The sequence below is a fragment of the Mesorhizobium sp. WSM4807 genome, assembly GCF_055811615.1.
On record NZ_JBVVQY010000002.1, the window covers coordinates 39,012 to 62,557 of the forward strand.

Below are 23,546 nucleotides of genomic sequence, written 5' to 3' on the forward strand. Positions count from 1 at the left end.
AAGACGGGAGTTTGTCGTGGGTGTCGTTCTCAACATTGAAAACGGGAAGCGGGAAGCCGCGTCCATCAAGGATCTCATCGACCTGACTTCGGCCGATATGGGGCGCGTCAACAAATTGATCCTGTCGAAGGCCGGTTCCGACGTCGAGATGATCCCGGAGATTGCCAACCACCTGATCTCTTCGGGTGGCAAGCGGCTGAGGCCTATGCTGACGCTCGCCTCAGCCCAGATGTTCGGCTATTCCGGCGAGGGCCATGTCAAGCTCGCCACATCAGTCGAGTTCATGCACACCGCCACGCTCCTCCACGACGATGTCGTCGACGAGAGCGGCATGCGGCGCGGCAAGAAGACCGCCCGCATGATCTGGGGCAACCAGGCGAGCGTGCTGGTCGGCGATTTCCTGCTCGGCCAGGCTTTCCGCATGATGGTCGATGTCGGTTCGCTGGAAGCGCTCGACATCCTGTCCAGCGCCGCCTCGATCATTGCCGAGGGCGAGGTGATGCAACTCGCCGCCGCCAAGAACCTCGAAACCACGGAGGATGAGCATTTCGCGGTGATCAAGGCCAAGACCGCGGCCCTCTTCTCGGCCGCCGCCGAAGTCGGTCCAGTTATCGCCCAGGCGACGCGAAACGATCGTGCGGCGCTGCGCTCCTATGGCATGAATCTCGGCCTTGCCTTCCAGCTGATCGACGATGCGCTGGATTATGGCGGCACCAGCAAGGATCTGGGCAAGAATGTCGGCGACGACTTCCGCGAAGGCAAAGTGACGCTGCCGGTGATTCTCGCCTACCGGCGCGGCACCAAGGCCGAGCGCACCTTCTGGAAGCGCGCCATCGAGGACAATTTCACCGACGACGCCGGGCTGGAAAAGGCGATCGGATTGATGACTCGCCACGGCGCGATCGCTGACACTATCGGGCGCGCCGGCCATTTCGGCGAGATCGCGCGCGACGCGCTGGCGCCGCTTGAAGCGACGCCGCAGAAATCGGCGCTGATCGACGTCATCGATTTCTGCATCAGCCGGGTGAACTGAAAGGCATCGCCGACATTTGGCCGGCACGGCGCCCCGCCCCCTCATCTTGGTTTCCCCGGAAGAACCATTGCGGCGAGCAGGCTGAAAATGATGCCTGCCGCAGCGAGCCAGAAGGCGACCTGAATGCCGTCGGCGACGGCGATCTTCAAGGCACCGCCCGTCAATCCGCCGACATGGCGGTTGGCAATCGCGATCAACACCGCCATGCCGATCGCATTGCCGACATCGAGCATGGTGGAAGCCATCCCCGATGCGACACCTTGCTCGTCATGGGAAACACCCGAGGCGGCGGCGATCCACATGGCAGTCCAGACGATGCCTTGTCCAATGCCGGAGATTATCAAGCCGGGTACGAGGGACAGATAGCTGCTGTCGGCGTCTGCACCGGATACCATCAGGGCCGTCCCGATCGCCCCGACGACCATGCCGCCGACCAGCGTGGCGCGCGTCGAAAAACGCGTTGCCAGACGTTCGCCGACCTGGGTGCCGGCCGCGATGGCGATGGATGGCACCAGGAACGCCAAGCCGGTCTGCAAGGCGGTGAAGCCATGCACGTTCTGCAGCAGCACGGTGAGAAAGTAGGGCAGGGCCCCGAAGGTCCCCACGTAGAGGAAGGTGATCGTCATGCCGGCGACGAGGCTGCGGTTGTGGAACAGGCGCAGCGGCATCAGCGGGTCGGCGCTCTTGGCCTCTATCACCGCGAAGGTGGTCAGGAAAATTACCGCCAGCAAGGCGCTGGCCATGATCGCGGTCGACCACCAGCCATATTCTGGCCCTTGAACCAGCGTGAAGACGAGCAAGGTCGCGCCGGTGGTGACGGCCAGCGCGCCCGGCAGATCGAAGCTGCGGTATTCGTGCCGCTTGCTGTCACGCGGAATGATGGCGAAAGCCGCGACGATCGCGACCCCCGCCAAAAGCACGTTGACATAGAAGACAGAGGGCCAGCCGAAGGCGCTGGTGAGAAGCCCTCCCGCCAGCGAGCCGAGCGTCAGGCCGCTCGCTCCGGCGCCGCCCCAGACCGCAAGTGCCCGGTTGCGCTCCGGCCCCTCGGCAAACAGGCGGTTGATCAGCGACAGCGTGGCCGGGAACAGGAAGGCGGCGCCGATGCCTTGCACCGCACGGGCCGTGATGATGACTTCCGGCGACCAGGCAAGGCCGCCGACCAGGGACGAAAGCGCATAGAGCCAAAGCGCAAAGATGAAAACGCGGCGCTGGCCGATCAGGTCAGCGGCCCGACCGCCGAACAGCAGGAAGCCACCGGTGAACACGGTGTAGGCGCTGACCACCCATTGCAGGGTCTGGCCCGAAAAGCCCAGCCCGTCACCGATTTCCGGCAACGCCACGAAGACGATGTTGAGGTCGAGTGCGATGATGAGCTGCGCGAAAGCGAGCAATGCCAGCGTGGCGCCGCGCTTCGCGCCGACCCCTGTTGCCCCGGCGAACGGCGCGCCCTGATCGAGTGAACTCATGTCAATCTCCATGTCGACGATTCTTTATCGATCGACAAAGAATTGAGTTTGCAATCCGAAGTCAAGCGGATTATTTGTTGATCGATAAAAAATGGAGATCGCAATGGCGGGAAGGCCAAGGGAGTTCGATCGCGACCAGGCGCTGGAGAAGGCCCGCGACGCCTTCTGGACACGCGGCTATGAGGGCACCTCGATGGCCGATCTCGTGTCGGCGCTCGGTCTGGCTTCGCCGCGCATCTATGCCGCTTTCGGCTCGAAGGAGGACCTGTTTCGCGAGGCGGTGGCGCTTTACGAGGCCAATGAAGGCGGCTTCGCCACTCGCGCGCTGGCGGAGGAACCGACCGCCCGGCGGGTCATCGAGCGAATGTTGCGAGAAGCCGTCGAGACCTACACCAGGCCGGGGCGGCCGCAGGGCTGCATGGTGGTGTCGGCCGCGACCAACTGCGCCGTTGAAAACGACAGTGTGCTCCACTGGCTGGCGGAGCATCGCCTGGCCCGCACCGCATCGATCGTCGAGCGACTGAAGCAGGGCGTTCGAGACGGAGAGCTGAAGCCGGATACGGATGCCGAAACGTTGGGCGATTACTACGCGACGCTGATGCACGGTCTCTCGGTGCAGGCGCGCGACGGCGTGCCGAAAGAGCGGCTGCACGCTCTGATCACCGTGGCAATGCAGTCGCTGGACGCAAGACTCATCCAGGGGGCCTGAGCTTCATCGACCGGCGCCGGAAATCTGCACGGAATTCCCGGCAGATCAGCAGATACTCATGGGCATGTCGAGATCACGAAAACGACCACGTGCTCTTCAGCAGCGCCACGAGCTGGCTCTGACGGCTAGTTTCGGTCTTCCGGAAGATCCGCTCGAGATAGGTGCGGGCCGATTTGACGGCGATGCCGATTTCCATGGCCGCCTCCTGCACCGAAAGGCCCGAGGCAAGCTCGACGGCGAGCCGGGCTTCTGCCGGCGTCAGGTCGAACAGGCCTGAAAGGATACTGGGCGATGGAACAGTCGCGCCGATGCCGACCACGGTTGCGGCAACGAGAATGTCCGCGCCCGAAAAAATATCATGCGCGGCGCGGCGCAGCGGCAACAGGTGAACGACCAGCGCGGACCGCCCCTTGATGGCAGCGACGGGGACGGACCGCACGACGCGGTTATCCCGGTTCTGCGCGATCGCCTGCTGGAACAGCGCGTTTGCAGTTTGATCGGCAATCGCGATGCCGCCATGGGCTGTGGGAAGGAAGACGTCGGCCATGTCTTCGAAAAGCGGATTGGCCGTCAGCACACGGCCCGATCCACTCATGCCCGATCCATTCATGATTGCGGCCGGCAGCCCGATTTCCCGGAGAATGGATACGGCGGTCCTGGCCCGTTCCAGGCCCAGGCGCCCGGCGACAAGGCCGGCCCGTGCGAGGTGCGGACGCAGTCCGTTCAACAGTCCGATTGCGGCCTGGTCATAACTCCCGTCCTTCAGCCAGCGCTGGAAGACAAAAAGGACAAGCTCGCGGCCAGGCATGGGGATGGCTGTGCACAGATGCGGCCCGATGCCAAACGCGGTGGCACTTTTGCGAACGTGATCGCACTCGATCTCCTCGCAGATGATGAAATTATCGACCCGCACAAAGGTTGCCGGCTGCGCGGCGCACATGCGCTTCACGCTCTCGGAGAACCGCCAAGTATCCCCCTTCATGAACGCGTCGAGCAAGGGCTTGACATGCGTTTCGGTGATGGCGCGGACCGGCGAATGATCGCTGACTACAAAGATCGCGCCGTTTGCCGAGCGGGAGATCGCGCTTGCCGCCGCCAGTACCTCCGGCCACAGCTCGGCCGCGAACGCCGCTTCGTAGATTCGATCGACAATGGCGAAGGCCTGCTGGTCCTGCGGCATTTCCAGCATCGGCATCTTCCTGGGCGAAGCAACGGCATCCATCTGCACAGTTCCACGCATCATTCCGCTGCGTAAACTTTCGCCGCCCGCCGCTTACGGATCGCTTACGGCATCGCGGCGCCGGTGCTGCAGCAGGACAGGCCGGCGGCGCGTCAGGCCGGCAAAGCGCGGTCGACGGTCGCAGTTGGGCGCATTTTCGCGTGGTTTTTGATAGCATTACCCGATTGTGAATTCGGGCCGGGTTGAAGCGTCACCGCAAAAAGGCCATGCTTTGCCTGGAAAAGATCGAGTCTACGGCGATCCCGCTGACGCGGGCATGGCTTTGACTGAAAGGGGTACGATGCGGCAAGGATGTGCGCGCTGGCTGACAGGGCTGGCAATTGTGACGGGCATGGCGGTCTCCGGTCTGCCCGCCTATGCCAAAGAGACCACCGAGCCGGTCAATATCACGTCGTTCTCGGGGGCCTATCTTGCCGCGCGGGTCGCCGAAGGCGACAATGATCTCGACAGCGCCATCGCCTACTACAAGCAGGCGCTCGCCTTCGCTCCCGGTGACACCTCGTTGCAGCAAAGCCTGATGCTGTCGCTGATCGCGCAGGGGCGCTTCGAAGAATCCCTGGTCTATGCCGACAAGCTCAAGACGGTTCCCGACGTCGAGCGGTTCTCGCGCCTGGCGCTGGCCGTCGGCTCCTTTCACAAGAAGGACTTTTCCAAGGCCGAATACTGGCTCAAGCTTTCGCTCGAATCCGATCTCGACCGGCTGATCTCCGGCGTCATGACCGGCTGGGCCAAGCAGGGCGCCGGCGACCCCGGCGAGGCCATGGCCTCGATCGACAGACTGCAGGGCCCGGACTGGTTCGGCCTCTTCAAATCCTTCCATCGCGCGCTTATCGCCGATGCCTCGGGCCTGCCCGAAAAGGCGGATGCGATTTACGCCGCGACCTTGCAGGACACCGCGACCGGCGCCGCCGCGCCCGAAACCTGGATGCGCAATGCGCAGGCCTATGCCTCCTTCCTTGCCCGCAAGGGCGACAATGACAAGGCGCTGTCCGTGCTCGATCAGGCCGAGGCATTTGCCCCCGGCAAGGTCGAGATATCAGCGCTTCGCGACAAGATCACCAAGGGCGAGAAGGTCGAACCCTTCGTTGTAGGCGCGTCCGACGGCGCCTCGGAAATTCTGCTCGATCTCGCCACCGCGCTCAATCGCGGTGGCGGCGAGCCGTTCGTTCGCCTCTATCTGCAATATGCCCTGGCACTGAGGCCCGACAGCGACGCGGCCCTTGTCCAACTCGCCGCCGTTTCCGAGCAGTTGAAGGACGGCGAGGGCGCCATCGCCTTCTATCGCCGCATCCCGGCCAGTTCGCCACTGAAGGCGCTTTCGGAACTGCAGCTCGGCCTCAACCTTGCCGATCTCGACCGCTATGACGAGGCCATCGCCCATCTGAAGGCCCTCGTCCAAGCGCATCCCGACGACATGCGTGCCTATCAGGCGCTCGGTGGCGTCTATGCCTCAAAGGAGGATTTCCGCTCCGCGGCCGGTCTCTATGACAATGCGGTAGCGATGCTGAAGACCCCGACCCGCGCTGACTGGAATATTTTCTACCAGCGCGGCATCGCCTATGAGCGGCTGAAGGAGTGGCCCAAGGCCGAGCCGAATTTTCGCAAGGCGCTGGAATTGTTCCCCGACCAGCCGCAGGTTCTGAACTATCTCGGCTATTCCTGGGTGGACATGAACGTCAACCTCGAGGAAGGCCTTCAGATGATCCAGAAGGCCGTCGACCTCAGGCCGAGCGACGGCTACATCGTCGATTCGCTGGGCTGGGCCTATTTCCGCATGGGCAGGTTTGAAGACGCTGTGCGCGAAATGGAGCGCGCCGTGTCGCTGAAGCCGGAAGATCCGGTGCTGAACGATCACCTCGGCGATGCCTATTGGCGCGTCGGCCGCAGGCTGGAAGCCACGTTCCAGTGGAACCAGGCCCGCGACCTGAAGCCGGATCCCGACGTGCTCGCCGCCTTGCAGCAGAAACTGCTAAAGGGCCTGCCGCCGATCGAATCCAACACAGCGCAGGAAACCCCGAAGGTCAAGCCCGAGCCGGCGCCCGCGCCGAAGGGCTGAATACTTCTGAATTCGACTATGCGGGGCTCGTCGCCGCTGTCGCTAAGGGTCTGGACTATAAGCCATTCTAATCGTGCTCGTTGCCGAGCACCGCTCGGAGCCCTGAGTCGTTCTGGCGGAGATGTTCCTCGATCCATCGGGTCGTGCGGTCGTAGGCATCCAAAAACAACCCGGAATGCCGACTCCAATCCATGAAGCTGATCGTGTTGGAAACCTCCGGACAGACCAAGATATCCTCTTCGCCGACGGCAATGTCCTGCGGCCGGTGTGCCAGCATGCTCGAGGCAATGACCTGAAGCATGCTGGGAACCCGAGGCAAACGGGCACGACCGAAAGGGTTCAGCAAGGCCAATGCCAGTTCGGAAGCTCCGGGGATGCGGTCATAGTCTATGTCGTATTTCTGCGGTGCACTCGTCCCGAAGGTAACGATGACATTGGGTCCGGTCTTGAGCTCCTTCATCTGCTCCAGCGGCAAATTGTTCATGATAGCGCCGTCCACCAGCATATCGCCGTCATCTGTAAAGAACGGCGGCAGGACACCCGGGATGGAGCCGGACGCCCGAACGGCGTGCCAGAGCTTTCCACGACGGTGGACATGGGGCTGACGGCTGCTCAGATTGGTCGAAAGCGCAAAGAACGGAAGCCAAAGATCCTCGATCAGAACGTCGCCGTATTCCAGCCGAAGGGCCCGATCAAACGCTTTGTGATCCAGAAGCGCGAAATGCGGCAAGGTGGGACGGCGAAACGCCCGGCTCTTGATAAATATGTTGTGGGTACCTCGGTCGATCTGCTCGGCATCCAAGCCTCTTGCGAAGCCGGCCATCATCGCCGCTCCGGAACTTGTCCCGCCGAGATAGTCGAAGCAAGCGCCCGCCTCGACGAAAGCCTTGTAGACGCCTAAATGAGCGCTGCCGAGGGACCCACCCCCTGCCGCCACGAAGCCCAGTGCCTTGCCCGAAATAAATCGGACCAGGCGCTGGAAATCAGACCCGTCGTCCAGCGCAACATGATGATGCTGGTCAACATAGGGTCGCTCATCGAGCCATGCAGAGGTACCGGAGACCGCAGCCGAGCGACGGTCGTGAATTAGGACAAGCCGACTGGTCGATGGCGGATGGACCGATAGCGTCAGTTCCTCAGACGGGTTCAGGCGAGGCGAGCAGGACGCGTTGGCCAGCAACAGGACGGTATCGGCCTGGCGAATGCAGATTTGGGTCCATTCATTAGGTTCCTCATCGGCAACATAGACGATGAATTGGGCTTCCGCCTCCAGTTCGTTCAACCAGTTAAGGATCGGCTGGTCGTCGATCGGAAGACCTGGGAACTTCGCTTGGATCTCAAGCCGGGAAACGAACCGAGCGCGCGTGGCCGCGCCGAACGCTTGCCGCAGGTGCTGGATGAGCACCGGTGAGATGCGACTTCCGCCGGCTGCAATGATCGCAAGCGTTCGGATCTTGGCAGGTTCCTTGAGACGCGACGAACTCGGAGATTGGGTGGCAAACCGGCGCGCCAGAAATACCGTGACCGCCTCTCTCAGGCTCGGCAATGTCTCGGCCGCCTTCTCGAAATGATTGCGACCGATTTCAAGGACGATCGAATCGCGCGCTGCAAGGACAGTGGCCGTGCGGGGTAGTCCTGCGAAGAAACCGATTTCACCGATGAGTTCGCCCTGTGCGATCTCGGCGACCGAGCCAGTCGAATCTCCTTTGTGTACCGTAAAGCGTCCAGACAGCACGATGAAAAACCTGTCCGACGCATCGCCTTCGCGAACCAGAACCTCACCGCGTCTCAGGACCCGACGGTCGGATTCGGCAGCTAAAGCCTCGAGCGCCAGCAACGACGCCCGATCGAACATCAATGTCGCCGACAATAAACTCGCTGCAAGAGAATCGACGGAGGACATCTGAGCCATCCCTTGGGAATCCATGACTTTTGTCTCCTCGAGGGTGCTGGACGCCCTGCCGAATGACACCATACCACACGTGAGAGCCGCCGAACGGCTGAGGCGCGGGACTGACCGCTGGGCGCTCTCTGGCTCCCAGCAAGGGCCACGATCAGGCCGCCACGCCGCTCTCGGCGTCCGTCTTTTGGGCCGGGAAATTCACTTGAGCCCACATCGCGAACCTGCTCGCTTGCCTGCCTGCTATTTTGTTTACGAGCGCAATCTCGTCGTGCGGACCCGGGCCAAGGTAAGTGTGAACCTGGAAGTAGCTAAAAGTCCCTGCCACCTCGGCGGCCCCAGGAAAAGAGGTAGCAAAAACGTCCGTTGGGACTTGTTTGAATGAAATCTTATGTCCCTGCCGTTTCAGCGTGTCGACGATTTCATTGAAGCTCATGAAATCACCGACCAAAGGCAGATGCTCGCCGTTTCCTGGCTCATCCGGGTGTCCGAATGCGCCGGCCACGGGGTCGCCGAGTTCGGTGATGTCGCCCATGTGAATGCAACGTACGTCCGGATCAAGGGGAAGAGCCCAGCCCAGGTTTCCATCTTCCTGCTTTTGCGGAGCAAGTGCGCCCACAAAGTTCTGGTAGAAAAATGGCGCGATAACGAACGTATGATGCGCAAAGCTAGCCTTCTTCACGATCCAATCAATTTTGGCTTTGCCGGTGAAGTGGGGAACGTGGGGCTTGCCGCCGCTGATTGCTTCTACATTGGGCAACGTTGACCAGACAAAATGCTGGACGCCGGCCTCTTTGGCGGCGCGCACCGCTGCTGTTGCTTGCTTGAACTCGTCGGTACCTTCTTCCCAAAAATTGGTGACCAGAAAGACGCCGTATGCCCCTTCAAATGCAGCTTTGAGGCTTTCCGGGCGGTCCAGATCTGCTTCGACGACTTCCTCGGCGAGTTCGCGGTTTTTGCTGGGACACGCCTCTGCGGCCGGCCCCTTGCCTTGACGCTTGCCGGTGGGCGCTCTAGGGAGGGCCGCATCCCCGCCTTTCCCGTCGAGGCCGCCGTGACTGTTGATATCCCAGCCCATATGCATCCCAGCCGCTCGTTCCAGGAGCTGATCCTGACCTTGCATAACTACTGGGCTGACTATGGCTGCGTCGTTCTCCAGCCTTACGACATGGAAGTTGGCGCCGGCACGTTCCATCCGGCGACGACGCTGCGCGCGCTCGGGCCAAAGCGCTGGAACGCGGCCTATGTGCAGCCTTCGCGCCGGCCCAAGGACGGGCGCTACGGCGAGAACCCGAACCGGCTTCAGCACTATTACCAGTACCAAGTGATCCTGAAGCCGAACCCGGCTAATCTGCAGGAGCTTTATCTCGGCTCGCTGTCGGCCATTGGCGTCGATCCACTTCTGCATGACATCCGCTTCGTCGAGGACGACTGGGAAAGCCCGACGCTCGGCGCCTGGGGGCTGGGCTGGGAGTGCTGGTGCGACGGCATGGAAGTGTCGCAGTTCACTTATTTCCAGCAGGTCTGCGGCATCGAATGCGCGCCGGTGGCGGGCGAGCTCACCTACGGGCTGGAGCGGCTGGCCATGTATGTGCAGGGCGTCGACAATGTCTACGACCTCAACTTCAACGGCCGCGAGGGCGCCGACAAGGTGACCTATGGCGACGTCTTCCTGCAGGCCGAGCAGGAATATTCGCGCCACAATTTCGAATTCGCCAACACGGCGATGCTGCTTCGGCATTTCGAGGACGCCGAAGCCGAGTGCAAGGCGCTGCTCGATGCCGGCGCGCCCTTCTCCCCCCTCGAGGGGGAGATGCCCGCGAAGCGGGCAGAGGGGGTTGCCTCAGAAGGCACCGCAAGTAGGACGTCGAGCACTGCCCGAGCGACCTCTCCCGGCCAGGCTTCGTCTGGCCACCCTCCCCCCAAAGGGGAGGGGAACCACCGCCTGGTATTCCCCGCCTACGACCAGTGCATCAAGGCCAGCCACGTCTTCAACCTGCTCGACGCGCGCGGCGTGATTTCCGTCACCGAGCGGCAGAGCTACATCTTGCGGGTACGCAATCTGGCGAAAGCCTGCGGCGAGGCGTTTTTGCTGACGCAGGCTGGCGGGCTGGCGGCTTAGCTCCAGAGGCTATTTGCGATTTCGACTGAAGCGCTGATTGGCAATACGCCTTGGCCGCTGGAGCCAGCCATCGTCCGCAGCGCTTGTCTAACGCCAGGCATCGCGAACGTCCCATGAGCCTGCGCTGCGAAACAGGCGCTGAGCGCGAGGATCTGTAGGAATGTCGATGCCGTCTTCATGGTCGTTCAGCCAATAGTTCCCTGCCTGAGCGTTGGTCGCTTCAGCGCTGCGTTCGGTTCATGGAAATCTTTGACCCAAGGACGGATAGCCCCGCTTCGACCCGACAGGCAGCGGAAATTTTTTGGAAATCGTCGGTAGACACGCCGATTGCATGGGGAAGGGTGACAGCGGCCAGCCGAGTTGCTATGCCCCGCCCGGACCATTTTGCCGCGTGAGCACAATCAATGCCCGACCTGCTTTTAGAACTCCGTTCGGAAGAGATTCCCGCGCGCATGCAGCGCAAGGCGGCGGGCGACTTGAAGAAGATGATGACGGACGGTTTGGTCGAGGCCGGGCTGACCTATGAGGCGGCGCGCGAATATTGGACGCCGCGGCGGTTGGCGCTCGACATTCGCGGCGTGACCGCGCGCTCGAAGGACATAAGCGAGGAGATCAAGGGACCCTCGACCAAGGCGCCCGAACAGGCGGTGCAAGGTTTTCTGCGCAAGGCCGGCCTTTCCTCGATCGCCGAGGCGCATGTCCATGCCGATCCGAAGAAGGGCGACTTCTATGTCGCCCATATTGCGAAGCCGGGCCGGGCGGCGGAAGAAATCATCGCCGAACTGGTGCCGGGCATCATCCGCGGCTTTCCATGGCCGAAATCGATGCGCTGGGGGCCGGCCTCGGCGAAACCCGGATCGTTGCGCTGGGTACGGCCGCTGCAATCCATCCTTTGCACCTTCGGCCCGGAGACCGAGGAGCCGGTGGTCGTCGACTTCGAGATCGACGGCATCCGCTCGGGCAATGTCACCTACGGCCACCGTTTTCATGCGCCGGGCGCGATCACCGTGCGCCGCTTCGACGACTATGCCGCCAAGCTGGAGGCGGCGAAGGTCGTGCTCGACGCCGACCGGCGCAAGGAGATCATCCTTTCCGACGCCAGGAATCTCGCTTTCGCCAACGGGCTCGATCTGGTCGAGGACGAGGGGCTGCTCGAGGAAGTGTCAGGCCTGGTCGAATGGCCTGTCGTGCTGATGGGCGAGTTCGAGCAGGACTTTCTCGCCATTCCGGCCGAGGTGATCCGGCTGACCATCCGCGCCAACCAGAAGTGCTTCGTGACGCGGCCACCGGGTGTCGGTGAAGCGCTTTCCAACCGCTTCATCCTGACCGCCAACATCGAAGCAAGCGACGGTGGCAAGGAGATCGCCCACGGCAACGGCAAGGTGGTGCGCGCCCGCCTGTCCGACGCGCTCTATTTCTGGAAGACCGACCAGGGCGACCTGCCTGATCTCGACCAGTTGCAGGCATCGGCGGAAAAGTTCGGGCTTGATCTCAAAAAGCCGCTCGACCAGCGCATGGCCCGTCTCGACCATCTCGGCGTCACCTTCCACGCCAAGCTCGGGACGCAGGGTGAGCGGGTTGAGCGGATCAAGAGGCTGGCTGGCGAGATCGCTGACACGTTGTCGAAGCAGCCGAATTTCTTCGATGGCAAGCTTCTGTCCGCCGACGATCTGAACGTCGAGCAGAAATATCTCCGCGAGCGCGCCGAGCGTGCTGCCGTCCTGGCCAAGGCCGACCTCACCACCGAGGTAGTCGGCGAGTTTCCGGAATTGCAGGGCGCCATGGGTCGCAAATATGCGCTGCTGCAGGGAGAGCATCCCTCGGTCGCCGCCGCGATTGAGGAACATTATAAGCCGCAGGGCCCGTCCGACCGTGTTCCGACCGACCCGGTATCGGTGGCCGTAGCGCTCGCGGACAAGCTCGACACGCTGGTCGGCTTCTGGGCGATTGACGAAAAGCCGACGGGGTCAAAGGATCCCTATGCGCTGAGAAGAGCAGCGCTAGGGGTGATCAGGGTCTTGGTCGAGAATGGCGTGAGGCTACCGGTCCAGCGCCAGTTTCTTTACGCACTGTTCGGACTTACCTACAATGGCGGTAATCGTTTTTCGGTGGTCTGGCGAGCGGATGACGGGGGTGATTTCACTACTGGCGTTGGATCGGCCGATGATCTGCTCAGTGAGCGAGCAGGTTTGTTGTCCTCGGAGGTACGTGGCGTAGAACCCCCAGACCATTCTGCGGCTGAAATAATTGCCGACCTCCTCTCCTTCTTGCACGATCGCCTAAAAGTCTATTTGCGCGACCAGGGTGCGCGGCATGATTTGATCGATGCTGTGTTGGCGGCGGGTTCGCGCCCAATCTCCCCCCTTGTGGGGGATCTGTCGGCGAAGCCGACAGAGGGGGGCGCTGTCCCGCTGGCGTCTCAAAATTCTGCCGGGGAAGGGCGCTCTACGTTGCCCCTCTCTGCCCTGCCGGGCATCTCCCCCACAGGGGGGGAGATCGGCCAATCGCCGAACGACGACCTGCTCCAAATCGTCCGCCGCGTCCAAGCACTTGGCACGTTCCTCGACACCGAGGACGGCAAGAACCTGCTTGCCGGCACCAAGCGTGCGGCCAATATCCTGGCTGCCGAGGAGAAGAAGAAAACGACCATCGCCGAACGTGTTGAGCCGGCTCTATTCCGGGAAGATGCCGAGAAAGCGCTGTTTGCCGCGGTGAATCAGGCCGAGAGAGAAGCCGGCCAAGCGATTCACAATGAAGACTTTTCCGCCGCCATGCTGGCGCTTAGCGCGTTGCGTGAACCGGTTGATTCATTCTTTGAACGCGTTCTCGTGAATGATGAGGACCTGGCCGTGCGCGCCAATCGTCTGGCACTGCTGGCACGCATCCGGGCAGCGACCGACAAGGTTGCGGATTTCTCGAAAATCGCCGGCTGAGGCTTGGGAAAATATTTCTTTCCCAATAGCCGGTCGAGCCGGCTTACAGTCATATGACGATCATCTCTGCTGGCACAAGGAACATGTTCGCCAACCCCGCGGAGGCTTTCATGAATTCCGCTCGCGACATCGAAGTGACAGAAGAAACTCCCGCCGAGACGGTTGCGTCCGCTTCCGAAACGACCCTCGACGAGGTCGCCGCTGCCGACGCGGACAAAGAAGTCGCGGCCTGAGGTTTTTCAGGCGACGGAATTTTACTCAATGAACCAGGCGGCGCGCGAGCGTCGTCCTGGCCTCGAACGGCTATCTGGCCTGGTCGATCTCGGGAATGGGCGTCGGTTGCGGCGTTGCGGGCTCAGGCGGGCTGTTCGTTGCACTTATCTTTTTGTCGGATCTGGTGGCCGCCCCAGGTGCTGCGACAGCGGTTGTCGCGGCAGGTGCGACGCTGGGGGCCGGCTTTGCGAAGGCGTCGCCGACGATGCCGCCGCGAATGATCATCGGGCTTTGCATGAAGTCATGCTTGGGTTGGCTCGGGATCGCAGCAACTTTTTCATAGGTGACGTCGGGCACTGGTTCGCCGAGCGCCACGATCGATGGCGTCGAGGAGCTCCCAGCCATCTTCACCGCTTCAGGCGCGCCGAGCCTGACGACGGATGGCATCGAGGATGGTGCACCGAGAACAACGAATGACGAAGCCTGTGCTCCGCCCGCCGCCAGAGTGAGACCGAGCGCTGCCAGGATACGCACCCAGACCATGATAGTTCCCCTTGCCCAACAAGTCGGCACCATATCGTCCGGGAATTGATGCGGGCTTGCGAGGAAAGCTAGCATTTTAGCGATTTGATAATTCGCTAACGTCCGGACTTGCCCCGTAAACGTCACCGTATTACGCACCCACATCTGTGAGGTCCCGCATCTGTAAGGTGATGAGAGTGGCTGAGATACTTGCCGCCGGCGAGGCGATGGAGCGGGCGCTGGCGCTGCTCGAAGTCGGCGATGTCGTCGCCATTCCGACGGAAACCGTCTACGGGCTGGCCGCCGACGCCACCAATGGCGTTGGCGTGGCGCGCATCTTCGAGGTCAAGGGCCGGCCGCGCTTCAACCCGCTGATCGCCCATGTCGCCGATCTGGCGATGGCCGAGCGCCTCGCGCTGTTCGATCCGCTGTCGAAAAGACTGGCGCAGTCATTCTGGCCGGGACCGCTGACGCTGGTGCTGCCGCAGCGGCCCGGCAACGGCATTCATCCGCTGGTCACCGCCGGGCTCGATACGATTGCGCTGCGCATGCCGAAGGGCTTTGGCGGCGAACTGATCGCCAGGCTCGGACGCCCGCTTGCCGCGCCCAGCGCCAATTCCTCAGGCAAGATCAGTGCAACGACGGGCGAGGCCGTGGCGGCGGATCTTGGTGCAAAAATCAAGCTGGTGGTCGATGGCGGCGCGACGTCGGTCGGGCTCGAATCGACAATCGTGAAGATCGAGGGGGGAAAGCTGCGGCTGCTGCGACCGGGAGGCATTGCCGCCGGGGAGATCGAAGCGGCCGCCGGCGTGAAGCTGTCGCGCGGTGCGGCGGGCATCGAGGCGCCGGGCATGCTCGCCTCGCATTACGCGCCTGGTGCTGCGGTGCGGGTCAACGCCGCAAAAGTCGCAATGGGCGAAGCCTTGCTGGCGTTCGGGCCCCGCCGTGCCGAAGGCTGGCAAGGCGCTGCCGCCTTGCGCAACCTGTCGGAGACCGGCGATCTGCGCGAGGCCGCGGCCAACCTCTTTGCCCATATGCAGGATCTCGATCGCAGCGGCGCCAAGACAATCGCCGTCGAGCCGATCCCCCTCGACGGGCTGGGCGAGGCGATCAACGACCGGCTTTCGCGCGCCGCCGCCCCTCGTGACAAGATCGACGTAGGGCCATAGTTTCCAGCTATGAACGACATATCCCGGGATATCGACCCCGCCATCATCGACCGCTTTGCGGCCATCGTCGGCGACAAATATGCGCTTCGCGACCAGCAGGACATCGCGCCCTACCTCACCGAAAGGCGCGGCCTGTGGCATGGCCGAACGGCGCTGGTGCTGAGGCCCGGCAGCGTCGACGAGGTCAGCCGCATTATGCGGCTGGCGACCGAGAGGGGAACGCCGGTGGTGCCGCAAAGCGGCAACACCGGGCTGGTCGGCGCGCAGGTGCCGGATATGTCCGGCCGCGAGATCGTGCTGTCGCTGTCGCGGCTGAACCGCATCCGCGAGATCGACATCCTGTCCAACACGGTCACCGTCGAGGCCGGCGTCATCCTGCAGACGCTGCAGGAAGCGGCCGATGCCGCCGACCGGCTGTTTCCGCTGTCGCTTGCTGCGCAGGGCTCCTGCCAGATCGGCGGCAATCTCTCTTCCAACGCCGGCGGTACCGGTGTGCTTGCCTATGGCAATGCGCGTGAGCTCTGTCTCGGCGTCGAAGTGGTGCTGCCGACTGGCGAGGTCTTCGATGATCTGCGCAAGCTGAAGAAGGACAACACCGGCTACGATCTGAAGAACCTGTTTGTCGGCGCGGAGGGCACGCTCGGCATCATCACCGCCGCCGTGCTCAAGCTTTTCCCCAAGCCCAAGGGGCGCGAGGTGGCCTTTGCCGGCCTGTCGTCACCTGAGGCGGCACTGTCTCTGTTCAGCCTAGCGATGGACCGCGCCGGTGCCGCGCTCACCGCGTTCGAACTGATCGGCCAGAGGCCCTACGACTTTACGCTTCTGCACGCGCCAGGCGTCGTGCGGCCGCTGTCCGGGGATTGGCCGTGGTATGTGCTGATGCAGATCTCTTCGGGCCGCTCGGCGGAGGATGCGAGGGCCCTGATCGAAGAGGTGCTCTCAGCCGGCCTCGAACAGGAGATCGTCGGCGATGCGGTGATTGCGGCGAGCATCACGCAGGGCGATGCCTTCTGGAATTTCCGCGAGGTGCTGCCCGAGGCGCAGAAGCCCGAAGGCGCCTCGATCAAGCACGACATCTCGGTGCCGGTGGCGGCCATCCCGCAATTCATCGAAAAAGCGGCCGGCGCCGTGCAATCGGTCAGCCCGGGCGCGCGCGAGGTCTGTTTCGGCCACATGGGCGACGGCAATCTCCACTACAATATCTCCCGGCCGATCGGCGGCGATGACGAAGCGTTTCTCGGGCTCTATCACGCCATGAACAAGGCCGTGCATGATGTCGTGCGCAGCTTCCACGGCTCGATTTCGGCCGAGCACGGCATTGGCCAGCTGAAGCGCGATGAATTGATCGCGACGGCGCCGCCGATGGCGATCGAATTGATGCGAAGGGTGAAGACGGCCTTCGACCCGGCCGGCATCATGAATCCCGGTAAGGTTATCTGATCCTTTCGATGTCTTGTGAATGGTCGCATTCCGATAACCATCCCCTTGAGATCAGCAAAATTTAACCGACTTTCTTAAGCGCTGCGATAAGAAGCCCGCGCTAACGTTTCCCCACAACGAGGCTGGAAAAACCGGCCCGGAGAACCGGAAGACCGGCTCTCAGGAGAGACAGGAAGGGCACAATATGAACACTGGACTGAAGCCAGTCTGGGCCGGGCGCAACATGCGCCTCGACCCATTCCGCCTGCCGCAGGTGGTGAGCTACGGCACGCGCGACGATTATGGCGACGTTACCTTCACCATCGACCAGCGTGGCGCCGTCATTCGCCGCATGCTGGAGATGAGCGGCGTGCCGGCGTTCATCGCTCTGCCTGCCAACGCGTTTCGTGGCGTGGCCGCCCGCGCGATGGAGGATCCGGATGGCAATGTCACGGTGACGCTGGAGCTTCTGCACAATGATCCGATGCTGTCGGTGCCGCTGCTGGTGGCCGACGATCTCGAGGATGTCGCCGCCGACTGGCGCGCCTGGGCCGCTGCCTACCGCCTGCCGATGCTTCTGATCGAATCGGACGGCATCGCCCGCACGCTGGAGGAATCGCTTGGCGCCGCCATCAAGACATTGCCGGCGCAGAACCGCCGCAAGGGTCGGGTTTCGACCACGCGTCGTCCGCGCTTCCTCGCCCGTCGCAGGGCCGGCGATCTCGGCCTCAGGCTGGTGATTGGCGGCCAGGAAATTATTTCGCGGGAATAACTACACCAGCGGCTTCAACGCCACCCACAGCCCACCGCCGATCAGGCCAAGGAAGATCAGCCAGCCGACCTGGTTGTTCGATCTGAACAGAAGCATGCACTGGTCCGGATCGTCGATGTCCAGCCTTGCTATCTGCTGCGCCATATGGGCGCCGGCGGCGATCAGCCCGGCCAGCGCCGGCACCGGCGCCTGCGCCGAGGCGAAGGCGATGGCGAAGCAGACCAGCGCCCCGCCATAAAGCCCAACGAGCCAGGTCTTGGTGTTGTCGCCGAACAGGCGTGCGGTCGAACGCACGCCGACGATGGCGTCGTCCTCCTTGTCCTGATGCGCATAGATCGTGTCGTAACCGATCACCCACAGGATCGAGCCGATATAGAGCATGACGGGCGGGCCATCGAGATCGCCGAATTCGACCGCCCATCCCATCAGCGCACCCCAGGAAAAGGCAAGGCCGAGAATCAGTTGCGGCCAGTTGGTGAATCGCTTCATGAATGGGTAGATGGCGACGACGGCGAGCGAGCAGATGCCGAGCAGGATGGCAAAGCTGTTGAACTGTAGAAGCACAGCGAGTCCAATCAATGCCTGGATAACGAGAAACGCCCAGGCCTGCCGGCGGGTGACCTTTCCCGCCGGCAGCGGCCGCGAGCGCGTGCGTTCCACCTGGTTGTCGATGTCCTGGTCGACCAGATCGTTGTAGGTGCAGCCGGCGCCGCGCATGGCGATGGCGCCGATCAGGAACAGCACGAGATACCATGGCGCCGGCAGCAGCGAGAGCAGTGGATCAGTAGGGCGTGGATAGGCACTTGCGGCAAGGGCTGCCGACCACCAGCACGGCCACAGCAGCAACTGCCAACCGATCGGCCGATCCCACCGGGCAAGCTGCGCATAGGACCACAGCCAGCGCGGCAGAATGCGGTAGACCCAGTGGCCGCTCGGCGCATCGGCGACGCGGCCCTGGGCAGCTTTCGATTGGATGGGTTCCATCGTGCTGAAGTGGCAGCAGAGGCGAACGCCGTCAAGCATCAAGCCAAATGGTCATGCCGTAAAATATGGTAGGCGGCGAACCAGCCTTTCCCCGCTGATGCCCGACGTTCCCGTGCGCAATTGGTCCCAAACCATCCAAATGTCTTGACCCATCGTCCGGGGCGCAATAGCGCAGTCCTGATCGTGGAATGGCAAGGGATCTGGGCATGCGTGTTTTGTTGATCGGCTCCGGCGGCCGCGAACATGCGCTGGCCTGGAAGATCGCGGCCTCGCCGCTGCTGACGAAGCTTTACGCGGCGCCGGGCAATCCAGGCATCGGCCAAGAAGCCGAACTGGTGACGTTGGACATTGCCGATCATGCGGCTGTGGCCCGGTTCTGCACGGAGAAAAAGATCGACCTCGTCGTGGTCGGCCCGGAAGGGCCGCTGGTCGCCGGCATTGCAGACGACCTCCGCGCTGAAAACATTCGCGTCTTCGGCCCGTCCAAGGCGGCGGCGCGGCTGGAAGGCTCGAAGGGTTTCACCAAGGATCTTTGCGCGAAATACGACATCCCGACCGCCGCCTATGGCCGTTTCGGCGACCTAGCGTCGGCCAGGGCCTATGTCGAAAAGATGGGCGCGCCGATCGTCATCAAGGCCGACGGCCTCGCCGCCGGCAAGGGCGTCACCGTCGCCATGACGTTGGCCGATGCGCTGGCAGCACTCGATGCCTATTTCGACGGATCCTTCGGACAGGCCGGCGCGGAGGTCGTGGTCGAGGAGTTTCTCACCGGCGAGGAGGCGAGTTTCTTTTGCCTGTGCGACGGCGCCACTGCGCTGCCGTTCGGCACCGCACAGGACCACAAGCGCGTCGGCGACGGCGACATCGGCCCGAACACCGGCGGTATGGGGGCTTATTCGCCGGCTCCGGTGATGACGCCGGAGATGATCGACCGCACCATGCGCGAGATCGTCGAGCCGACCATGCGCGGCATGGCCGAACGTGGCGCGCCGTTTTCGGGCGTGCTGTTTGCCGGGCTGATGATATCAGGCGAGGGGCCGAAGCTGATCGAATACAACACCCGTTTCGGCGACCCGGAATGCCAGGTGCTGATGATGCGGCTGAAGGACGACCTCCTGGTCCTGCTCAACGCTTCTGCCGACGGCCAGCTTGCACATACCTCAGCGCGCTGGCGCGCCGAGGCGGCGCTCACCGTGGTGATGGCGGCCAGGGGTTACCCCGGCACGCCGGAAAAGGGCTCGGTGATCCGCGGCGTCGAAGAGGCCGCGGGCGATGGTGTCGAGATCTTTCATGCCGGCACCGCCATCAACAGCGGCGCGCTGGTCGCCAATGGCGGCCGTGTGCTCGACGTCACGGCGACCGGCAGGACGGTCGGCGAGGCGCAGAGGCGAGCCTATGCCGCACTCGACCGGATCGATTGGCCGCAAGGCTTCTGCCGCCGCGATATCGGCTGGCAGGCCGTCGCGCGCGAGCAGGCGCGCTGACGCCGAACGGCTTTCAGATTTCAGCGCAGGCCACGGTCGAACTCGGTCGATGCGGTGCTGACCGGATCGCTGGCGGCGGGCGCGGCTCCAACGCCTGATGCGGAGGGCTTTTCTTTCCGCGTCCAGGCCACATATTCGGCAATCCCGCGCGGAAGGCGCAGCAACGTCTTCACAGCAGGCATTTGAAAGCTGCTGCGGAACTTGGCCCAGCGGGCGCTGAACATGGCGATCATTTCGGTGAAGGTCGGTGGTGCCACCACGGTGGCGTAGGTGATGGCATTGCCCGCAAGGCCGGCCTCGCGCGAAAGAGGCACCGGTATCGAGGCGAGGTAATCCGGCTGCACCTCGATCAGGCCGCCGAAGGGCCATTGTGCGCGCAATGTGGCGGCATCCATTGGTGCGACATTGACGTCGATATCGTTGGGCGTGCCGGCCACCCGGTAAGGACAGCGGAACCGGCCGCAATTGGCTTTTGCCGAAAACTGCCAGAGTGCGTAGCCCTGCCAGTTGCCCATCGGGAAATGCACGCCGATGTCCGGCTTGTAGCGCGCATACCAGAGCGGCAGCCGCGACAGGAGCCGGTATTTGTACTTGTTGTCGGCGATGTGCCTGGCGGTCTTGCCGTTGGTGTAGAGCACCGGAAAGCGGCCCAGCCGCCGATGCACATGGCGCACGAACTCCTCTGCATCCTCGAGCGACATCCATTTCGTGGGGTCGTCATCCTCGATGTCGAGGGCAAGCAGGTCATCCGGACCAGGTTTCGCGAAATTGATGAAATTATTGGCCTGTCCCACAGGGTTGCCGGGGCGGGCGAGATGATAGGCGCCCCATTTCAGGCCGAGCGCCTTGGCCACCACCTTGCGCGTCTGGAACAGTTCCTGTGCCACCGCATGGCGCTTCCACAGCGTCTTGCAGAGCCGCGTCTCGGTCTCGTCGCCGAAACAGAAATAGACTGGCGGCATCCCGTCGGACGCCTTGTTGATGAAGCCGACGATCCGCTTGTCGGTCGCAAGTTCAGCCCAATCAATGGGATTGTATTCGTAGGCGTCGATCACCAGCGCCCGGTTGGTATCCTTCCACGGCGCGGAGAAATCCGAGGCTTGTGTCGGCCCCAACACCATTGTCATCGCGGTCGCGACGACGAGGAGTCCTAGGCGGCGAAGAGGGTGCGCCGGCGGCTTCAAACAGCAGATCCTTGCTGGCCAAAACCTGATTCTGAACCGCCATGGTTAAGGAAATACTTTCGGCGGCCCGCGGCGAATGCCGCAATTCTGCCGGTGGTGGCTTTACTGGCCATCAACGGAGGGAGAGCGGCTGGAACGGGTCGGGCGCCGGCGCTTGCGGCAGCGTTCCCTCAGCCTGGCGTTTGCGGTGATGGGCCAGCGAGCATTGAGGCGAACACAGAATGCCGCGATCCGACCAATAGGCGGCGCCGTCCTCGATCTTGCCCCGATGGTGCCAAAAACCTGCCGCTCGATAGGGCAGGCCGCATTCGATGCAGCGAAAGGCGTCAGGTCTGGCGAGCACGGGCGGTCCGATCCAGTATTCTTGAATCTGTCGCCGGTCGACTTGTCCGGCTTTTTGCCGATTTTAGCGTGAACAGCTCCAATTGCAAAATCCGCGTGACAAAATTTGACGTTTACGTAAAAAGAAGGCGGGAGAGGAGACCCAAAAGCGAATGGTTTTGTGTCCGCACGGATATTAAGTTTCCCTGCCGGACAGAGGAGGAGCGAGCGGCATGTATCGGGCACCGGTCGAGGAGATCGCCTTCACGCTGAAGCATGTGGCCGGCCTGAAGCCGGCGCTCGACGCCGGCACCTTTGGCGAGCTTGGCGAAGACCTCGTCGCCGCCATTCTGGCGGAAGCCGGCCGCTTCGCCACAGAAGAGGTCGCGCCGCTCTACAAGATCGGCGATGAACAAGGCGTGGTGCTGAGCGGCGCTGCCGTCACCATGCCGCCTGGCTGGAAGGCGCTCTATCGCCGCTGGATCGACGGCGGTTGGAACGCGCTGTCCGCACCGGAGGAATTCGGCGGCCAGGCGCTGCCGACCATGCTGGGCGTCGCCGCGCTCGAAATGTGGAACTCCGCCGCCATGGCCTTTGGCATCGGCCCGACGCTCACCATGGGCGCGGTCGAAGCACTCGACAAGCACGCCTCACAGGCGCTGAAGGCCAAATACTTGGAAAAGCTCGTCTCCGGCGAATGGATGGGCACGATGAACTTGACCGAGCCGCAGGCGGGCTCAGATCTGAACGCCTTGCGCGCCCGCGCCGAGCCAGCCGGCGACAGCACCTACCGCATCTTCGGCCAGAAGATTTTTATCACCTATGGCGAGCACGATTTCACCGACAACATCATCCATCTGGTGCTGGCGCGGATGCCGGACGCGCCGGCCGGCACGCGTGGCCTTTCGCTGTTCCTGGTGCCGAAATTCCTTGTCGGCGACGACGGCGCGCTGGGCGCACGCAACGACGTCTTCTGCTCCGGGCTGGAGCACAAATTGGGCATCCACGCCTCGCCGACCTGCACCATGATCTATGGCGACGGTTTCGAAGGGACCACCCCCGGCGCGATCGGCTGGCTGATCGGCGAGGAAAACAAGGGGCTCGCCTGCATGTTCACCATGATGAACAATGCGCGGCTCGCCGTCGGCATGCAGGGCGTGGCGGTTGCCGAAACGGCCACGCAGAAGGCGCTCGCCTACGCCAATGACCGCCGGCAAGGCAAGGCTGCAAGCTATGACGGCAACGGCATGGCGCCGATCGTCCATCACCCGGACGTGCAGCGCAATCTCCTGACCATGAAGGCGCTGACCCAGATTGCGCGCGCCATCAGCTATTCCTGTGCGCATGCCATTGACCACGCGCGCGTATCTGTCGGCGATGAAGCCACGCACTGGCAGGAACGTGCCAATCTGTTGACGCCGCTGGCCAAGGCCTTTTCCACCGATGTCGGCGTCGAGGTCGCCTCGCTTGGGCTGCAGGTGCATGGTGGCATGGGTTTCATCGAGGAGACCGGTGCGGCAGCACTTTATCGTGACGCGCGCATCGCGCCGATCTACGAAGGCACCAACGGTATCCAGGCGATCGACCTGGTGGCGCGCAAGCTGCCGCTTGGCGGTGGCGAGCATGTGCATGGTTACATCGCCGAACTGAAAGCGGTCGCCAATCAAGTGCGGACCTCAAATCTTCAAGGTTTTGGCCGCACCGCCGATGCTCTCGACCAGGCGCTCGACGACCTCGGCCAGGCGACGCGTTTCCTGCAAGGGCTGCTTGCCGACGGGCGCTCGGACGAGGCGTTGGCCGGTGCGACGCCGTATCTGCGGCTAATCTCGCTTGCGGCGGGCGGCGCCTATCTGGCACGCGGCGCGCTTGCCGACCAAAGCCGCACCGCCCTTTGCCGTTTCTTTGCCGAAAACCTGCTTGGCGAGGCGGGTGCGCTGAAGGAGCGCGTCATTGGCGGCGCCGAAAGCCTTGCCGCTGCCGGCAAGACACTGATTTCTGCCTGACATCCACAAGGTC

19 protein-coding genes are annotated in these 23,546 nt (G+C 62.9%); 11 read left to right on the plus strand and 8 right to left on the minus strand.

The window, feature by feature from the left end; genetic code table 11:
• The first annotated feature begins 16 nt into the window (after positions 1 to 16).
• Positions 17 to 1,033 carry a polyprenyl synthetase family protein gene (locus AC0L3N_RS02500; protein ID WP_123147034.1) on the plus strand — a complete coding sequence of 339 codons (1,017 nt, stop codon included), beginning with the start codon at positions 17 to 19 and terminating at the stop codon, positions 1,031 to 1,033.
• Between the two features lie 41 nt (positions 1,034 to 1,074).
• Here the strand turns inward: AC0L3N_RS02500 and AC0L3N_RS02505 are convergent, their stop codons facing one another.
• The gene (locus AC0L3N_RS02505; protein WP_473545346.1) at positions 1,075 to 2,502 is read right to left on the minus strand and encodes an MFS transporter; all 1,428 of its coding nucleotides are present in this window, start codon (positions 2,500 to 2,502) and stop codon (positions 1,075 to 1,077) included.
• Between the two features lie 103 nt (positions 2,503 to 2,605).
• On the opposite strand from AC0L3N_RS02505, the gene AC0L3N_RS02510 reads away from it, so the two are divergent.
• Positions 2,606 to 3,211: a TetR/AcrR family transcriptional regulator gene (locus AC0L3N_RS02510; RefSeq protein WP_123147470.1), complete on the plus strand. Its 606-nt coding sequence runs from the start codon at positions 2,606 to 2,608 to the stop codon at positions 3,209 to 3,211.
• Between the two features lie 73 nt (positions 3,212 to 3,284).
• Here AC0L3N_RS02510 and AC0L3N_RS02515 read toward each other — a convergent pair whose 3' ends face one another.
• Entirely contained in the window at positions 3,285 to 4,433 is a 1,149-nt protein-coding gene (locus AC0L3N_RS02515; RefSeq protein WP_473545348.1) for a helix-turn-helix transcriptional regulator, read from the minus strand.
• Between the two features lie 298 nt (positions 4,434 to 4,731).
• Between AC0L3N_RS02515 and AC0L3N_RS02520 the strand changes: the two genes are divergently transcribed.
• On the plus strand, positions 4,732 to 6,507 hold the full coding sequence (locus tag AC0L3N_RS02520) for a tetratricopeptide repeat protein (protein ID WP_123147036.1): 1,776 nt from the start codon (positions 4,732 to 4,734) through the stop codon (positions 6,505 to 6,507).
• Positions 6,508 to 6,574: 67 nt separating this feature from the next.
• Here the strand turns inward: AC0L3N_RS02520 and AC0L3N_RS02525 are convergent, their stop codons facing one another.
• Together AC0L3N_RS02525 and AC0L3N_RS02530 are read right to left on the minus strand one after the other, a co-directional pair.
• Positions 6,575 to 8,410, minus strand: coding sequence for a patatin-like phospholipase family protein (locus AC0L3N_RS02525; RefSeq protein WP_473545350.1), 1,836 nt, complete (start codon positions 8,408 to 8,410; stop codon positions 6,575 to 6,577).
• A 151-nt stretch (positions 8,411 to 8,561) separates the two neighbouring features.
• Positions 8,562 to 9,485, minus strand: a complete 924-nt coding sequence (locus AC0L3N_RS02530; protein ID WP_473545352.1) for an NmrA/HSCARG family protein — start codon at positions 9,483 to 9,485, stop codon at positions 8,562 to 8,564.
• On the opposite strand from AC0L3N_RS02530, the gene AC0L3N_RS02535 reads away from it, so the two are divergent.
• The 3 genes from AC0L3N_RS02535 (at position 9,462) to AC0L3N_RS02545 (ending at position 13,695) form a co-directional block, all read left to right on the plus strand.
• Entirely contained in the window at positions 9,462 to 10,529 is a 1,068-nt protein-coding gene (locus tag AC0L3N_RS02535; protein ID WP_473487661.1) for a glycine--tRNA ligase subunit alpha, read from the plus strand. The two genes, AC0L3N_RS02530 and AC0L3N_RS02535, sit on opposite strands and share 24 nt — an antisense overlap.
• A 404-nt stretch (positions 10,530 to 10,933) precedes the next feature.
• Positions 10,934 to 13,462 carry a glycine--tRNA ligase subunit beta gene (gene glyS / locus AC0L3N_RS02540; protein ID WP_473545354.1) on the plus strand — a complete coding sequence of 843 codons (2,529 nt, stop codon included), beginning with the start codon at positions 10,934 to 10,936 and terminating at the stop codon, positions 13,460 to 13,462.
• Positions 13,463 to 13,572: 110 nt separating this feature from the next.
• Positions 13,573 to 13,695, plus strand: a complete 123-nt coding sequence (locus tag AC0L3N_RS02545) for a hypothetical protein (protein ID WP_280178801.1) — start codon at positions 13,573 to 13,575, stop codon at positions 13,693 to 13,695.
• Between the two features lie 70 nt (positions 13,696 to 13,765).
• Here the strand turns inward: AC0L3N_RS02545 and AC0L3N_RS02550 are convergent, their stop codons facing one another.
• Positions 13,766 to 14,218, minus strand: a complete 453-nt coding sequence (locus AC0L3N_RS02550; protein ID WP_123147039.1) for a hypothetical protein — start codon at positions 14,216 to 14,218, stop codon at positions 13,766 to 13,768.
• A gap of 176 nt (positions 14,219 to 14,394) precedes the next feature.
• Between AC0L3N_RS02550 and AC0L3N_RS02555 the strand changes: the two genes are divergently transcribed.
• The 3 genes from AC0L3N_RS02555 to AC0L3N_RS02565 all read left to right on the plus strand — a co-directional run bounded on the left by AC0L3N_RS02555 (position 14,395) and on the right by AC0L3N_RS02565 (position 17,557).
• The gene (locus AC0L3N_RS02555) at positions 14,395 to 15,366 is read left to right on the plus strand and encodes an L-threonylcarbamoyladenylate synthase (protein WP_473545357.1); all 972 of its coding nucleotides are present in this window, start codon (positions 14,395 to 14,397) and stop codon (positions 15,364 to 15,366) included.
• Positions 15,367 to 15,375: 9 nt separating this feature from the next.
• The gene (locus AC0L3N_RS02560; protein WP_473545359.1) at positions 15,376 to 16,806 is read left to right on the plus strand and encodes an FAD-binding oxidoreductase; all 1,431 of its coding nucleotides are present in this window, start codon (positions 15,376 to 15,378) and stop codon (positions 16,804 to 16,806) included.
• Between the two features lie 184 nt (positions 16,807 to 16,990).
• A complete protein-coding gene (locus AC0L3N_RS02565) occupies positions 16,991 to 17,557 on the plus strand; it encodes a DUF6101 family protein (protein ID WP_473545360.1) in 567 nt (188 codons plus the stop codon).
• Here AC0L3N_RS02565 and ubiA read toward each other — a convergent pair whose 3' ends face one another.
• Positions 17,558 to 18,541, minus strand: coding sequence for a 4-hydroxybenzoate octaprenyltransferase (gene ubiA / locus AC0L3N_RS02570; protein WP_473545362.1), 984 nt, complete (start codon positions 18,539 to 18,541; stop codon positions 17,558 to 17,560).
• A gap of 206 nt (positions 18,542 to 18,747) precedes the next feature.
• On the opposite strand from ubiA, the gene purD reads away from it, so the two are divergent.
• Positions 18,748 to 20,025, plus strand: coding sequence for a phosphoribosylamine--glycine ligase (purD, locus tag AC0L3N_RS02575; protein ID WP_473545364.1), 1,278 nt, complete (start codon positions 18,748 to 18,750; stop codon positions 20,023 to 20,025).
• A 20-nt stretch (positions 20,026 to 20,045) separates the two neighbouring features.
• Here the strand turns inward: purD and AC0L3N_RS02580 are convergent, their stop codons facing one another.
• The gene (locus AC0L3N_RS02580) at positions 20,046 to 21,152 is read right to left on the minus strand and encodes a glycoside hydrolase family 25 protein (protein WP_473545366.1); all 1,107 of its coding nucleotides are present in this window, start codon (positions 21,150 to 21,152) and stop codon (positions 20,046 to 20,048) included.
• 169 nt (positions 21,153 to 21,321) lie between these two features.
• Positions 21,322 to 21,552 carry a hypothetical protein gene (locus tag AC0L3N_RS02585; protein WP_473545368.1) on the minus strand — a complete coding sequence of 77 codons (231 nt, stop codon included), beginning with the start codon at positions 21,550 to 21,552 and terminating at the stop codon, positions 21,322 to 21,324.
• 211 nt (positions 21,553 to 21,763) lie between these two features.
• Between AC0L3N_RS02585 and AC0L3N_RS02590 the strand changes: the two genes are divergently transcribed.
• The gene (locus AC0L3N_RS02590) at positions 21,764 to 23,533 is read left to right on the plus strand and encodes an acyl-CoA dehydrogenase (protein ID WP_473545369.1); all 1,770 of its coding nucleotides are present in this window, start codon (positions 21,764 to 21,766) and stop codon (positions 23,531 to 23,533) included.
• The last annotated feature ends 13 nt before the right edge of the window (positions 23,534 to 23,546 follow it).

Coding starts and splice junctions, on each gene's coding strand:
- AC0L3N_RS02560 (WP_473545359.1), top strand. CDS start 15,376: ATGAACGACATATCCCGGGATATCGACCCCGCCATCATCGACCGCTTT.
- AC0L3N_RS02525 (WP_473545350.1), bottom strand. CDS start 8,410: ATGTCCTCCGTCGATTCTCTTGCAGCGAGTTTATTGTCGGCGACATTG.
- AC0L3N_RS02590 (WP_473545369.1), top strand. CDS start 21,764: ATGTATCGGGCACCGGTCGAGGAGATCGCCTTCACGCTGAAGCATGTG.
- AC0L3N_RS02515 (WP_473545348.1), bottom strand. CDS start 4,433: ATGGATGCCGTTGCTTCGCCCAGGAAGATGCCGATGCTGGAAATGCCG.
- AC0L3N_RS02550 (WP_123147039.1), bottom strand. CDS start 14,218: ATGGTCTGGGTGCGTATCCTGGCAGCGCTCGGTCTCACTCTGGCGGCG.
- glyS (WP_473545354.1), top strand. CDS start 10,934: ATGCCCGACCTGCTTTTAGAACTCCGTTCGGAAGAGATTCCCGCGCGC.
- AC0L3N_RS02510 (WP_123147470.1), top strand. CDS start 2,606: ATGGCGGGAAGGCCAAGGGAGTTCGATCGCGACCAGGCGCTGGAGAAG.
- AC0L3N_RS02520 (WP_123147036.1), top strand. CDS start 4,732: ATGCGGCAAGGATGTGCGCGCTGGCTGACAGGGCTGGCAATTGTGACG.
- ubiA (WP_473545362.1), bottom strand. CDS start 18,541: ATGGAACCCATCCAATCGAAAGCTGCCCAGGGCCGCGTCGCCGATGCG.
- AC0L3N_RS02545 (WP_280178801.1), top strand. CDS start 13,573: ATGAATTCCGCTCGCGACATCGAAGTGACAGAAGAAACTCCCGCCGAG.
- AC0L3N_RS02580 (WP_473545366.1), bottom strand. CDS start 21,152: ATGACAATGGTGTTGGGGCCGACACAAGCCTCGGATTTCTCCGCGCCG.
- AC0L3N_RS02530 (WP_473545352.1), bottom strand. CDS start 9,485: ATGGGCTGGGATATCAACAGTCACGGCGGCCTCGACGGGAAAGGCGGG.
- AC0L3N_RS02565 (WP_473545360.1), top strand. CDS start 16,991: ATGAACACTGGACTGAAGCCAGTCTGGGCCGGGCGCAACATGCGCCTC.
- purD (WP_473545364.1), top strand. CDS start 18,748: ATGCGTGTTTTGTTGATCGGCTCCGGCGGCCGCGAACATGCGCTGGCC.
- AC0L3N_RS02505 (WP_473545346.1), bottom strand. CDS start 2,502: ATGAGTTCACTCGATCAGGGCGCGCCGTTCGCCGGGGCAACAGGGGTC.